Annotated in this window: 13 protein-coding genes and 1 riboswitch; all 13 genes read right to left on the bottom strand. The window is 68.6% G+C overall.

Annotation, left to right across the window (positions count from 1 at the left end; genetic code table 11):
• Positions 1 to 152: 152 nt before the first annotated feature.
• The 13 genes from V7778_RS24305 to cobT all read right to left on the bottom strand — a co-directional run bounded on the left by V7778_RS24305 (position 153) and on the right by cobT (position 13,190).
• Positions 153 to 1,607 (bottom strand): cobyric acid synthase, encoded by a 1,455-nt coding sequence (locus V7778_RS24305; protein WP_335560103.1) that lies wholly within the window; start codon positions 1,605 to 1,607, stop codon positions 153 to 155.
• Entirely contained in the window at positions 1,604 to 2,473 is an 870-nt protein-coding gene (locus V7778_RS24300) for a cobalamin-binding protein (RefSeq protein WP_335560102.1), read from the bottom strand. Before V7778_RS24300 ends, V7778_RS24305 begins: the two co-directional genes overlap by 4 nt.
• Complete coding sequence (gene cobD, locus V7778_RS24295; RefSeq protein WP_335560100.1) at positions 2,470 to 3,450, bottom strand: threonine-phosphate decarboxylase CobD; 981 nt, start codon at positions 3,448 to 3,450, stop codon at positions 2,470 to 2,472. Before cobD ends, V7778_RS24300 begins: the two co-directional genes overlap by 4 nt.
• A complete protein-coding gene (cbiB, locus tag V7778_RS24290) occupies positions 3,443 to 4,387 on the bottom strand; it encodes an adenosylcobinamide-phosphate synthase CbiB (protein WP_335560105.1) in 945 nt (314 codons plus the stop codon). Before cbiB ends, cobD begins: the two co-directional genes overlap by 8 nt.
• A complete protein-coding gene (gene cobU / locus V7778_RS24285) occupies positions 4,381 to 4,941 on the bottom strand; it encodes a bifunctional adenosylcobinamide kinase/adenosylcobinamide-phosphate guanylyltransferase (RefSeq protein WP_335560099.1) in 561 nt (186 codons plus the stop codon). The genes cbiB and cobU overlap by 7 nt, the downstream gene beginning before the upstream one ends.
• Positions 4,938 to 6,251 carry a cobyrinate a,c-diamide synthase gene (locus tag V7778_RS24280; RefSeq protein WP_335560097.1) on the bottom strand — a complete coding sequence of 438 codons (1,314 nt, stop codon included), beginning with the start codon at positions 6,249 to 6,251 and terminating at the stop codon, positions 4,938 to 4,940. Before V7778_RS24280 ends, cobU begins: the two co-directional genes overlap by 4 nt.
• A 2-nt stretch (positions 6,252 to 6,253) precedes the next feature.
• Positions 6,254 to 6,880, bottom strand: coding sequence for a cob(I)yrinic acid a,c-diamide adenosyltransferase (gene cobO / locus V7778_RS24275; RefSeq protein ID WP_335560096.1), 627 nt, complete (start codon positions 6,878 to 6,880; stop codon positions 6,254 to 6,256).
• Positions 6,877 to 7,650 carry an ABC transporter ATP-binding protein gene (locus V7778_RS24270; protein ID WP_335560095.1) on the bottom strand — a complete coding sequence of 258 codons (774 nt, stop codon included), beginning with the start codon at positions 7,648 to 7,650 and terminating at the stop codon, positions 6,877 to 6,879. The genes cobO and V7778_RS24270 overlap by 4 nt, the downstream gene beginning before the upstream one ends.
• A gap of 2 nt (positions 7,651 to 7,652) precedes the next feature.
• A complete protein-coding gene (locus V7778_RS24265; protein WP_335560092.1) occupies positions 7,653 to 8,675 on the bottom strand; it encodes a FecCD family ABC transporter permease in 1,023 nt (340 codons plus the stop codon).
• Between the two features lie 29 nt (positions 8,676 to 8,704).
• Positions 8,705 to 10,540: a TonB-dependent receptor domain-containing protein gene (locus tag V7778_RS24260; protein WP_335560090.1), complete on the bottom strand. Its 1,836-nt coding sequence runs from the start codon at positions 10,538 to 10,540 to the stop codon at positions 8,705 to 8,707.
• A gap of 66 nt (positions 10,541 to 10,606) precedes the next feature.
• A riboswitch (cobalamin riboswitch) is annotated at positions 10,607 to 10,826 on the bottom strand.
• Positions 10,827 to 10,833: 7 nt separating this feature from the next.
• A complete protein-coding gene (locus V7778_RS24255; protein WP_335560088.1) occupies positions 10,834 to 11,373 on the bottom strand; it encodes a histidine phosphatase family protein in 540 nt (179 codons plus the stop codon).
• A 2-nt stretch (positions 11,374 to 11,375) separates the two neighbouring features.
• Entirely contained in the window at positions 11,376 to 12,155 is a 780-nt protein-coding gene (locus V7778_RS24250) for an adenosylcobinamide-GDP ribazoletransferase (protein ID WP_335560086.1), read from the bottom strand.
• Complete coding sequence (gene cobT, locus V7778_RS24245) at positions 12,156 to 13,190, bottom strand: nicotinate-nucleotide--dimethylbenzimidazole phosphoribosyltransferase (protein WP_335560084.1); 1,035 nt, start codon at positions 13,188 to 13,190, stop codon at positions 12,156 to 12,158. It abuts the gene before it with no gap.
• Positions 13,191 to 13,342: the final 152 nt, after the last annotated feature.

Here is a 13,342-nt window from a genome sequence, read left to right as displayed (position 1 = left end):
GGCAGCCGGAACATGCGTTGACGGATTGCAGGCAAGTTGGCCGGAACAATGCCAGTGGCATTGTTCCGCCCAGGTCAACCAGCTTTTGCACATCGCACCGCCAGTTAAACACCCAGCGTTTCGCTGACCTGATAATGCGATTCAGCTGATACTCACCGCACCGCAATCAGATTGTCGAACATCTCTTCCGCCGCATCCGCAATCCGATCCAGGCTGGCCTCTCTCAGCGCATAGGTGTCCACCCGCGTTTCACTGCGCAACCCGGCCCAGTGCAGCAGCTCCTGGCAGGCATCCGGATGATCGAACAATCCATGCAGGTAGGTGCCCAGCACCTGCCCATCCTTCGACAGCGCTCCTTCGCCACGTCCGTCGATCAGGAAGGCCGGCGTCTCCAATGCCTGTCCTTCAGACACGCCCATGTGAATCTCGTACCCATCCACGCGCGCATCGCGGCGCGTCCCGAAAGCGCAGACACCGCTCACTTGCGCCAGCCGCTTTTCAGCCGCCAGCGTGGTACCGATATCGAATAGTCCCAAGCCCTCGGACACCCCGGCCGTTCCCTCGACGCCGTGCGGATCGGCCACCGACCGCCCCAGCATCTGGAACCCGCCGCAAACGCCGATCACCTTGCCGCCATAGCGCAGGTGCCGCACCAATTGCGCCGGCCAGCCCTGCTGCCGCAGCCACGCCAGGTCGCTGCGCGTATTCTTGCTTCCCGGCAGAACGATCAGATCCGCCCCAGGAATCGCTTCGCCTTCGCGCACAAAGCGCACATCCACTTCCGGATGCGCGCGCAGCGCATCGAAATCGGTGTGGTTGCTCATGCGCGGCAGGCTAGGCACCACCACGCGGAATTGTCCGCGCCCCGACTGCGCCGGCTGCACGGCATCTTCCGCATCCAGGTACAAGCCGTGCAGGTAGGGCAGCACACCCAGCACCGGCTTACCGGTCTTCTCCTCCAGCCATTCCAGGCCAGGTTCGAGCAGGGAGATATCGCCGCGGAAGCGGTTGATGACGAAGCCGACGATGCGCCGGCGCTCCGACTCAGACAGGCAGGACAGGGTGCCGACTAGATGGGCGAACACGCCGCCGCGGTCGATGTCCGCCACCAGGATGACGGGACAGTCGACCGCTTCGGCAAATCCCATGTTGGCGATGTCGCGGTCGCGCAGGTTGATCTCCGCCGGGCTACCCGCGCCTTCCACGATGACCGCGTCGTACTGGGCCGACAGGCGCCGGTGCGATTCCAGTACGGCCGCCATTGCGACCGTCTTGTACTGGTGGTAGTCGCGTGCGTTCATCTCCGCACGCACCCGGCCATGGATGATGACCTGGGCGCCGACGTCGCTCGAAGGCTTGAGCAGCACAGGATTCATGTCGGTATGCGGTTCGACACCGGCGGCGATCGCCTGCAGCGCCTGCGCCCGGCCGATCTCGCCGCCGTCGCGCGTCACTGCGCTATTGAGCGCCATGTTCTGCGGCTTGAACGGGGCCACCCGGCAGCCGCGCCGCTTGAGCAGGCGACAGATCGCCGCCACCAGCGTGCTCTTGCCGGCATCCGAGGTCGTCCCCTGCACCATCAGGGTCTGGTAGGGGAAGGGCTTCATGGCGTGCGGTGCCGGCGCGCCAGCTCGAGTTTCTCGCATAGCGCCGCGGCGCCCTGGATCATGCGCGGTCCCGCGCGGTTGAGCAGGTCGCCGTCGAGCGTGAACAGGTTATCCCTGCGTACCGCGAGCATGGTCCGGTAAGGCTCCCACAGTCCGACGCCGCCATAGTTTTTTTCCGCCGTACCGATCACCGCTTCCGGGTCGGCCTGCAGCACGCTTTCGACCGTTACCATCGGCGCCACGACGTTCAGCTTGTCGAAGATATTCTCGCCGCCGCACAGGCGCAACGCATCCGTGACGATATGCTTGCCGCTCAAGGTGTACAGCGGCTTATCCCACACCTGGTAGAAGGTGCGGACCGTCGGCCGGTTCGCAAAGCGCGCGCGCAGGCTGGCGAGCTGTTGACGTAACTGGGCGGCGGATGCTTTCGCTTCCACCTCGGTACCCATCAGCTGCCCAAGCCGCAGCAGATTGTCGGGAATGTTTTCCAGGGTCTGCGGATCGCTCTGGAACACCGGTACGCCAAGCTGCTTGACCATCTCGATTTGCCGCTCGGAGCTGTTGTGCATCCACGCCACGATGAGGTCCGGCTTCAGGGCGATGATGCGCTCGAGGTCCACCTCGCGGTTCGAGCCGATGCGCGGAATGCTTTTCGCCGCCTCCGGATAGTCGCTGTAGGTCACCGCGCCGACAATGCGCTTGCCGCCGCCGGCCGAGAACAGCATCTCCGTGACGTGGGGCGCCATCGAGATCACGCGCTCGGCCGGCTTGGCGACCGTGACCGGCCTGCCCGCATCGTCCTTGACCGTCACCGCGGCCTGGGCCTGCACCGCCAGCACGCAGGCGAGCAGCATCGTCTTCCTCATCGTTTGCTCCATTCGAATAATGCCTGGTTAAGCCGCCTCCAGCCTTCTTCGCCAGGCGGCAGGCCGAGGCGGACACCGCGTGCGGCGTCGCGGAACAAACGGCACCAGATGCCGCGGTTCGCCAGGTGTTCGTGAAACGCTTCGGGTTCGGCCTCTGCCCACCATTGAAACAAAGGCGTGCCCGCCGGAGCAATGCGGTGCGCCTGCAGCAATGCATGCATGCGCTCCCCCGACTGCGCAAGCTGCCGCTGCGTCTTCCGCTGCCAGTCCATGTCGCGCAGCGCGCGCAATGCAATCTCCTGCGCCGGACCGCTGACCGCCCAAGGCCCGAGCAGGTCAGCCAGTTCGTCCAGCAGCGTCTCATGCGCCGCGACGAATCCCAGGCGCAAGCCGGCCAGCCCGAAGAACTTGCCCACCGAGCGCAGGACGATCAGGCCAGGCTCCCCCGCATGCGGTGCAACGCTGAGCGACGGTGCGGTGTCGCCAAAGGCCTCGTCCACCACCAGCCAGCCGCCGCGCGCACGCAGCCGCGCGGCCCAGTCCAGCAAACGCCCCGGCGGCACCGTCTCGCCAGTCGGGTTGTTGGGATTGACGACCACCACCACGTCGCTCTCGTCGACAGCCTGTTCCAGGCCGGCGTAGGGGACCAGCCGGCGCGCATGGCCATGCAGGTTCCATTGATGGGCGTGTTCCGCATACGAGGGCGCCGATACCGTCACCCGTGACGGCCGCCGCAGGCGCGGCAAGGCCTGGATCGCGGCCTGGGTCCCGGCAACCGGCAGCAGGCGCGGCGCACGGTAGTAGGAGCAGGCCGCGTCGAGCAGGCGCGCGTCCGGTTCCGGCAGCCGATGCCAGGCTTCGGGCGACAGCGCCGGTACGGGATAGCCATGAGGATTGATGCCCGTCGACAGGTCGATCCAGTCGCTGCGCCCGTAGCGGCGCGCGGCATCGCGCAGATTGCCGCCATGTTCAAGCATGGGCGCCTCCGATCGAGAGCAGCAGGGCCGCCGCGCATACCGCGCCAGCCCACAGCAAGGTCGTCCTGAGCACCAGCCGCCATGCCCGCAGGATGTCGGCGGGCGCCGCCGCCGGCCCTGCGCCGAGCGGCGGACGATGTTCGACTTCGCCGTCATAGATCGCCGCGCCGCCGAGCGAAATACCGAGCGCGCCCGCGCCGCTGGCCATGACCGGGCCGGCGTTGGGGCTGCTCCATGCCGGCGCCTGGGTACGCCAGCAGCGCCAGGCGCGCGAGCGTTCCGTGCCGGCCAGCAGCACATAGGACAGCGCGGTCAGGCGTGCCGGCAGGTAGTTCAGGAGGTCGTCGGCACGCGCGGCGCAGCGGCCGAACAGGGTGTAGCGCTCGTTGCGGTAGCCCCACATCGCATCCAGCGTGTTCGCCAGCCGGAACAGCACGGCCCCGGGGCCGCCGGCGACCGCAAACCAGAACAGGGTGCCGAACACGGCGTCATTGCCGTTTTCCAGCAGGGATTCGGCGCTGGCCTTGGCCAGGTCGCCTTCGCCGGCGTCCGCGGTATCGCGGCTGACGATGCGCGCAGTGAGCATGCGCGCCCGGGCCAGGTCGCCCTCGCGCAGCGCCGTGTAGATCGGCAGCGTGTGGTCGCGCAGGCTGCGCAGCCCGATGCAGAGGTAGAGCAGCACGGCGTGCAGCCAGAGCCCGGCGGGTTCAAGCATCAGCCAGGAAACGGCGCTCAGCGGCAGCACCGCCAGCATCCAGGCGGCGGCGCCGCGCCCGAAGCGTGCGTTAGCGCGGTTCAGGCGCCGCTCCAGCCAGCCGGCCAGGCGCCCGAACCCGACCAGCGGATGCCAGCGCCGTGCTTCGCCCAGCAACAGGTCGAGCACGATGCCCGCCACGAGGAGCAGGGCCAGCGCCGGCGCTGAGAGACCGGTCAGCACCATGCCCCTTTCAGCACCAGCGGCAGCCCCGCGGCGACGAAGACCGCCCGCTGCGCGCGCGCGGCGATCGCCTGGTTCAGGCGCCCCGCCTCGTCCACGAAGCTGCGCGACACCGCGCCCCAGGGCACGATGCCCATGCCGACCTCGTTCGAGACGAATACCACTTCCCCCGCCAGTCCCGCATCCAGCGCCTCCAGTAGCGCGGCGCGCTCCTGATGGAAGCGCGGCGGCAGCGCGACTTCGCCCACCTCGGGATAGTCGCGGCCATCCGAAAACATCAGGTTGCTGAGCCACAGCGTCAGGCAGTCGACGAGCACCAGCCGCTGCGGCGCGCACCATGTGCGCAGCACTCCGGCCAGCGCCAGCTCTTCCTCGACGGTCTGCCAATGCGCGGGACGCCGCGCGCGATGGTGGTCAATCCGCGCGGCCATTTCGCCATCGCCGGCGCGCGACGTGGCCACATAGACAACGTCCTTGCCGGACGCCCGCGCCAGCCCTTCGGCGAAAGCGCTCTTGCCCGAGCGTGCGCCGCCGAATACCAGGGTCGCGCTCACCGGGCCGCACCCAGGAACAGCGCGGCCGCGGCTTCCGGGTTGGATGGGAAGTAGGCGTGGAAGTAGGAGGCCGTCAGTGTACCGAGCCGGTAGATGGCCTCGCCCTGGGCGCCGCCGTTCTGCTTGATCGTGTGGCCTTGCGGCTGCAGGCTCGAATCCATGAGCGAATAATGGAAGGTATGGCCGCGCAGCTCGCCCTGGGCGGTCGGCATCGCATGCAGTCCCAGTCCGCTCACGCGCGGCTGCATCACCACTTCACCCTGCACCAGGCCGGCCATTTGCCAGCGCTGCCCCTGCTTGTCGGTGAGGCCGTCGGCGATCGCCATCATGCCGCCGCATTCGGCGACGATCGGCACGCCGCGCGCATGGGCGTCACGGATCGACGCCCGCCATTGCGTTGCCGCTTCCAGCGCGGGACCATGCAGCTCCGGATAGCCTCCCGGCAGGTAGATCGCATCGGCATCCGGCGGCACCGGCTCGTCGTCCATCGGCGCAAAGTACACGAGGCGCGCGCCCATCTGTTGCAGCAGCTCGGCATTGGCCGGGTAGACGAACACGAAGGCCGGGTCGCGCGCGATGGCGATGGTGCGGCCGGCCAGCGGCTGCGCGGGCGTCACCACTTGCGCAGGCGAAGGTGGCAGGATGGGCAGCGCCTCCCAGGCCGCGTCGTCGAGGTCGATCTGCTCGGCCACGGCGTCGAGCATCTCTTCCACCTTGGGGAGCTCGCCCGGCACGACAAGGCCCAGGTGGCGTTCCGGCAGCTTTTTCTCCTGACGCGGCAAAGAACCGATCAGCGGAATGTCGCGCAGCGAAGCCTTCACCATGGCCGCATGACCAGGACTGGCGATCCGGTTGGCAAGCACGCCGGCCAGCTGTACCGGGCCGTAGTCGCGCAGCCCTTGCGCCACCGCGCCCGCGGTTTGCGCCATGGCCGAGGCGTCGAGCACGGCCAGCACCGGAATATTGAATTCGCGCGCCAGGTCGGCCGCCGAGGGTGTGCCGTCGTACAAGCCCATCACGCCTTCGACCAGGATGGCGTCCGCCTCGCGCGCCGCCTCGCCCAGCCGGCGGCGGCACTCGTCCAGGCCGACCATCCACAGGTCGAGGTTGTAAACGGGCGAACCGCAGGCGCGTTCCAGCAGCAGCGGATCGATGAAGTCGGGGCCGCACTTGAAGACGCGCACCCGCTTGCCCATGCGCACCAGGCGCCGCGCCAGCGCGGCAGTGACCGTCGTCTTGCCCTGGCCGGAGGCCATTGCGGCCACCAGCACGACACGTGCTCCAGCGCGTGCTCCATGATGCTCGTCCATGATCACCACTCCGTGCCGGCTTGCGCCGCGATGCCCGCCTTGAAGGCGTGCTTGACCACATTCATCTCGGTGACGGTATCGGCGGCCTCCACCAGCTCGGGCGGGGCGCCGCGACCGGTCACCACCACGTGCTGCATCGCCGGCCGGTCGAGCAGGTCGGCGATCACGGTGTGGACGTCGAGGTAGCGGTACTTCAGTGCGATATTCAATTCGTCCAGCACCACCATGCCATAAGCCGGGTCGGACAGGAAGCGCCTGGCCTGTTCCCAGGCCTCGTTCGCCTTGGCGATGTCGCGCTCGCGGTCCTGGGTTTCCCAGGTATAGCCTTCGCCCATCGCATGGAAGCTCACCTCATCGGGAAAACGGCGCAGGAAGATCTCCTCGCCGGTCGACATGGCGCCCTTGATGAACTGGACCACGCCGACCTTCATGCCATGGCCGAGCGCGCGCGCCACCATGCCGAAGCCGCTCGAGCTCTTGCCCTTGCCGTTGCCGGTATTGACGATGAGGATGCCGATTTCCTTGTCGGCCGCCGCGATCTTGGCATCGATGACCGCTTTCTTGCGCTCCATGCGCACGCGGTGGCGCTCGTTCAGTGCTGCGATCTCGTCCGGGCTCATGTCGTTCATCTGCTTTTCTCGATAGGAATGAAAATGCGGCGGCCGCCATGCTCGAGCATCTCGATCGGATGGCCGAGGTAGTCGCTCAGCAGCGCGGGCTGCATGGCCGCGTCGACGCTGCCGGCCTGCCAGCGCCCGTCGCCCATGAGCAGCAGCGCGTGGCTGGAGATGCGGTGCGCCAGGTTGAGGTCGTGGCCGATCATGACCACGGTCTTGCCTTGCTCCGCACACAGGCGGGACAGCAGGGCCATGGTGCTGACCTGGTGCGCCAGGTCGAGTGCGTTGGCCGGCTCGTCGAGCAGCAGCAAGGGCGTTTCCTGCGCCAGCATGGCCGCGATGGCCACACGCTGGCGCTCGCCGCCGGACAGGGTGCGCACGTCGCGCGCCGCCAGGTCGGCCACCTCCATCGCTTCCAGGGCCTGCATGGCCGCGTGGTGGTCGTCGCTGCCTTCCCAGTAGCGGCTGGCGTGGTAGGGATGGCGGGCAGACAGCACGGTTTCGAGCACGCTGTAGGCAAAGGCGTCGTGGCGCGACTGGGCCAGGAAAGCGCGTTCGCGCGCCAGTTCGGCAGGCTCCCAGCTGGAGAGTTCGCGGCCGCGGACGCTGACCGTGCCGGCGTCCGCGCGGTGCAGCCCGGCCAGGGTGCGCAGCAAGGTGCTCTTGCCGGCGCCGTTGCGGCCGATGATGCTCCAGCATTCGCCCGGTGCGACGCGCCAGTCCAGCTTGCGCACCAGGGTACGGCTGCCTGCCTGCAGGAGAAGGTCGTGGGTCTGGAGCATGGTCACTTCCTGAGCCGGTGAAGCTGGTAGAGGAACACCGGCGCGCCGATGAGCGCCGTGATGGCGCCTACCGGCAGCTGCTGCGGCGCCAGCACGGTGCGCGCGAGGGTGTCGCACAGCACCAGGAAGCTGCCGCCGGCCAATACCGCCGCCGGGATGAGAATGCGGTGGTCGGGCCCGAAGGCGAAGCGGCAGGCGTGGGGAATGATCAGGCCGACGAAGCCCACCGAGCCGGCGCTGGTGACCGCGCTGGCGGTCAGCAGGCCGGAGACGAAGAACAGGCCCTTGCGCAGGGCGCCCACGCGCACGCCCAGGGTCGACGCCGCTCCGGCATGCAGGGCGACCACGTTCATGGCGCGCGCGCTGCGCATGGCGTAGACCAGGGCGCCGCCCAGCACCAGCCAGGGCGTCAGGCGCAGCGGTGCGCCGGCCAGGTCGCCAATCAGCCAGAACACCATGCTGCGCAGGCGTCCTTCCGGCGCGATGGACAGCATCAGGGTGACCAGGGCGCCGCACAAGGCCGACAGGATGACACCGGTCAGCAGCAGCATCGAGGCGCCGCCCTCGGCCGCCAGGCCGCCGCGCAGGTCGCGCCGGGCCAGCAAATACAGCAGCATCGACACGGCGACCGCGCCCAGCAGCGCCGCGCCGTCGACCACGACGGCCGCGCACATCAGCATCAGCGCCGCCAGCGCGCCCACCGCCGCGCCCGACGAGATGCCGAGTACGTAGGGGTCGGCCAGCGGGTTGCGCAGCAGGGCCTGCATCATGACCCCCGCCAGGGCCAGGGCGCCGCCGGTCACGAAGGCGGTCAGGGCGCGCCCGGCGCGCAGTTCCAGCAGCGAGGCCGGCAGGGACTCGGCGCGGCCGTCCGCCAGCTGGCGCAGCGCGTCGGGCAGCTCCGCCAGCGGCACCCGGATCGACCCGGTCATGCCGGCGAACAGGAGGCTGGCGATGGCGCCCGCCATCAGGACGGCGATGATGAGCAGGGCGCGCTGGCGCGGCGGACGGATCGGTGGATGCATGCTTGCTTGGTCTCGTATCGAAGTCCCCGTCAGCGCATGCCGTAGCGCAGGGCCGCGAACCAGGTGCGGCCACTGGTGCCGTAGTATCGCGCCACTTCGTACTGCTTGTCCGCGACGTTGTTGAGCCTGACCAGCAGCGACAGTTCGGGGGTGAATTGCCACGTAGTGTACAGGTTGAGCAGGCCGTAGCCACCCAGGGGGCGCAGGTTGGCCGCGTCGTCGAAGCGGCCGCCGGACAGTTGCCATTCGGCGCCGGCCTTCAGCGTACCGGCCGTGTAGTCGGCCGCGAGGCTGGCGTGGCGTTTCGCGCGGCGCGCCAGGCGCTTGCCGGTGGTCTCGTCGCGCGGATCCTGCCAGTCGACGCTGCCGCGCAGATTAAGGCCGGCAAGGCGCGTGCTGCCGCCAACACTCACACCTTCCAGCAGGGCCTCGTTGACGTTGTAGGCGCAGCTGCCGGGACGGTCCGGGCAGGGCGTGGCCGAGACGATCATGTCGCTCAGGCGGTTGCGGTAGTAGCGCGCGTCCAGGTCGACCAGCCTGCCGTCGTAGCGCAGGCCCAGTTCGTGGTTGCGGCCTTTCTCCGGCTTGTTGGTCGGCAGGCCGTAGCCCGGGTAGTACAGTTCGTTGAAGGTCGGCGCCCGGAAGCTGGTGCCGACGCTGGCGCTGGCGCGCAGGCCCTTGCCGAAGTCGTAGCCGTAGCCGGCCGCGCCCGTATTGCTGGTGCCGTACACGGAGGAGCGGTCGTGGCGCGCGCTCGCATCAAACAGGTGGCTGCCGCGCTTGGCCGAGTAGGCGGCCGCATACGCGTTGGTGATGCGGCCGCGCCGCATGGCCTCGACTTCTTCCTTGCGGTGGCTGTAGATCAGCTGCAGGGTGTCCGGGCCCAGGGCGATGGCATTGTGCCAGCTGAACTCGTCCTGCTCGGTGTCGATCTGGCTGCTTCCCGACGGCGCGGCGCTGCTGAAGCTGCCCTGCTTGTCGTCCGAGCGCGCGGCCTGCACGGTGCTGCGCCAGTTGGGCAGGAGCTGGTTGCTCATGAAGAGCGCGACGGTGTTCAGGTCCTGGTCGCTGTGGGTGTCGAAGCCGCCGGCGCCGCTGTCGTACTGGGCGCGCAGGCGGCTGGCCAGGAACTGGGCGCCGATCTCATGGCCGGGCGCCAAGGTATAGGCGACGCGGCCGTTGAGGTTGCGGCGGCGGTAGCCGTCTTCGTCCGGGTTGAAGCCGAAGGCGCCGGGACGGGTGGCGGAGAAGCCGTCCGACTCCTCGTATCCTGCACCGAAGGCGTAGCTGAACGCGCGCGCACCGGCGGTCGCGCCATGGATGCCGGCGTCCGCCGTGCGGGTAGCATTGCTGCCCGCGCCGATCGAGGTGCTCGCGACCGGGCTGCCTTCGCCCTTGCGGGTGAAGATCTGGATCACGCCGCCGATGGCGTCGGCGCCGTACAAGGTGCTGAGCGGACCGTAGACGATCTCGATGCGCTCGATGGCGCCCAGCGGCACGGCGTTCCAGCTCGCCGCGCCGGTAGTCGAGGAGCCGACGCGCACACCGTCGAGCAGGACCACGACCTGATTGCTGTTGGCGCCGCGCAGGAACACGCTAGTGGCGGCGCCTGCGCTGCCGTTACGGGTGATCTCGACGCCGCGCTGGCGCTGCAGGATGTCGGCCACCGAGCCGGCGCCGGAGCGCGCGATCTCTTCGGCGTGGATGACGGTGGTGTCGGCGATGACGTCGGCCGCCTGCTGCGGCGTACGGGTGGCGGTGACGACGACGGTGTCGAAGGCGGGAGCGTCGGCGAAAGCGGAAGACGAAAGAATGGCGAGCGCAAACGACACCGGGGCCGCTTGCCGTGTTACAGGAAAGTTCATGAACAGTTTCTATCAATGGACAACCAGCCGACGTCCCCGTAGGCCAGATTGAACAGGAACGCGCAGGCGCGCTCCCACCTTTTGGCCGGTATCCGGGCTGGCAAGTGTGGCCGTCAGACCTTCCCATGCGAATGCACAGTGGTCGAGGAAGACGGTTTGCCGCTTGAAGGCGGCACTTGCTTACCGTTGCGGGGGCAGCACACGTTGGCCTTGCAGAAGGCTTCGTGTTTCCCGTTTAACTGCGCCTGTGGACACAGGCGCGAGCACCAAAACGGCGCAATTATACGGCGTTGTCAGTCTTTCAGCACGAGCAGCTCGCCGTAGCCGATGTGGTGGGCAGCCTGGGCGGCGCGTAGCGCGGCCTCTTCGATACCGCCGCCCTGATGCAGCGACGCCAGCAAGCGGATCGTCCCGGCGTGGCAGATGATGAGGGCCTGTTCGAGGCCGGCGGCGCGGAGCTCGCCAAGGAAGGCTGCCACACGCCCGGCCACGTCCAGGACGCTTTCGCCGCCGCCCGGGCGGTAGTGGAGCAGGTCGGCGCTCCAGGCGTCGACTTCGGCGCGCGGAATGTCGTCCCAGCTGCGCATCTCCCAGGCGCCGAAATGCATTTCGGCCAGGCGGGCGTCGAATACGGGCGCGTGAGCGAGGCGGCGGGCCAGGGCGGCGCAACGCCGGAGCGGGCTGGAAAAGACGGGCAGCTCGTGCAGACCTTGCCGCGACAGCGCCTCGAGCGTGGCGGCGACGCCGGCTTCAGTGGGCGGCAAATCCGAGCCGCCGTAGCAGATTCCGGGCAGCGTCTCGGGCTGCGGATGGCGCGCCAGGTAGAGCCGCATGCTCAGGCCAGCGCCCCCTGGCCGAGGGTGGCCAGGATGGCGAGATAGATCGCCACTTCGGACAGTTGCTGGACGGCGCCCAGGCAATCACCCGTGTAGCCGCCGAGGCGGCGTGCGAACTTGCGGGCCAGCCAGAGCGCGGTGAGGCCCGCGGCCAGCACGGCGCCCGCGCAAGCGGCCACGCCGAGTGCGCCTTGCAGCACGAGCGCGGCGGCGGGAAGGATCACGGTGACTGCGGCAATCGCGAATTCGGCGCCGCTCATGCGTTCGGCGAGCGGTTTGGCCTTGCCCTCGGCGCGCGCATACTCCATGGTCCAGATCAGCGAGGTCGCGGCCAGGCGCGACAGCGGATGCGCCAGCAGCAGTGCGGCGTTGGCGCTGGACGGCGGCAGCATGGCCAGCGCCGTGCACTTTGCGATCAGCATGCACACGACGCCGATCGCACCATAGGCGCCGACGCGCGAATCCTTCATGATTTCCAGCGCGCGCTCGCGCGTCATGCCGCCGCCCAGGCCATCGCAGGTGTCGGCGAAGCCGTCTTCGTGGAAGGCGCCGGTAAGGTAGATCGTCGCCGCGGTGGACAACACAGCCGCTACCGGTGCCGGCAGGACCAGGGCCGCCGCGGCGTACACCGCCGCCGCGATGGCGCCGACCACCAGCCCGACCAGCGGGAAGTAGCGCGAGGCGTGGTTCAGCCACGCGGCGTCGAAGCCGACCCAGCGCGGGATCGGCAGGCGCGTGAAGAACTGCAGGGCGACGAAAAACAGGCGCAGCTGGTGCATTTACGCCGAGCGCTCGCTGACCTGGGCCGAGGCGAAGGTCGCCATCTGGTTCAGGAAATTGGCGGCCGCATGCAGCAGTGGCAGGGCGAGGGCGCTGCCGGTGCCTTCGCCCAGGCGCAGGCCCAGGTCGAGCAAGGGGCTGGCGCCGAGCTGCTCCAGCAACAGCGCATGTCCATGTTCACCCGAGCAGTGCGAGAACACGCAGTAGTCGAGGATGGCCGGCTGCAGGCGCGCGGCGACCAGCAGGGCGCTGGTGACGATGAAGCCGTCGATCAGCAGCACCTTGCGCAGCTCGGCCGCCTTGAGCATGGCGCCGGTCATCATCGCGATCTCGAAGCCGCCAAAGGTGGCCAGCACCGCGAGCGGATCCTTCGCCCCTTCATGCAGCGACACGGCGGCGCCGATGACCTGCTCCTTGCGCTGGACGCCTTCCGCCGACAGGCCGGTGCCCGCGCCAACGCAGCGCGACAGCGGCAGGCCGGTCAGCTTGTGCATGATCGCGGCGGCGGCCGTCGTGTTCCCGATGCCCATCTCGCCAAAGCCCACCACGTTGCCGGGCAGGTCGCGCACCAGGGCCATGCCGTGTTCGAGCGCGGTCGCGCATTCCTGCGGCGTCATCGCGGCTTCCCTGGCAACGTTGCGGGTGCCGTTCGCCACCTTGCGGTCGAGCAGGCCGGGGCGCGGACCGAAAGCGTGGTTCACCCCCGCATCGACCACGTGCAGCGCGCAGCCGTTCTGGCGGGCGAACACATTGATGGCGGCGCCGTCGGCCAGGAAGTTCTCCACCATTTGCCAAGTCACGTCCTGCGGAAAGGCGGATACGCCTTCGGCTACCACCCCATGGTCGCCGGCGAACACGAGGATCGCGGGCTGGTCGATGCGCACGGCGGTCGAGCGCTGGATCAGACCAAGCTGGGCGGCCAGTGATTCCAGCCGGCCAAGGCTGCCGAGCGGCTTGGTCTTGTTATTGATGGCGTCGCTCAGTGCCTGCGCCAGGGCCGCATCATGAGTAGGGGAGATGGTTGGGATCTGCATGAATGGATCAGGTGGGTGGAAGGCGGCGGGTACGATAGCACAATCGCAAGCATTGCAACTGCGGCGCGGCTTTGCTATAGTCTCGCTCCCCGACGCGGACAGCGCTGCAAAGCGATCCAGACGAAAGGGTGAAATAAAAAGAAGTTGACGAC

Origin of the sequence: Massilia sp. DD77, assembly GCF_036961685.1 — a bacterium.
Classification (GTDB): domain Bacteria; phylum Pseudomonadota; class Gammaproteobacteria; order Burkholderiales; family Burkholderiaceae_D; genus Telluria.
This window is presented reverse-complemented; position numbering and strand designations above follow the sequence as displayed.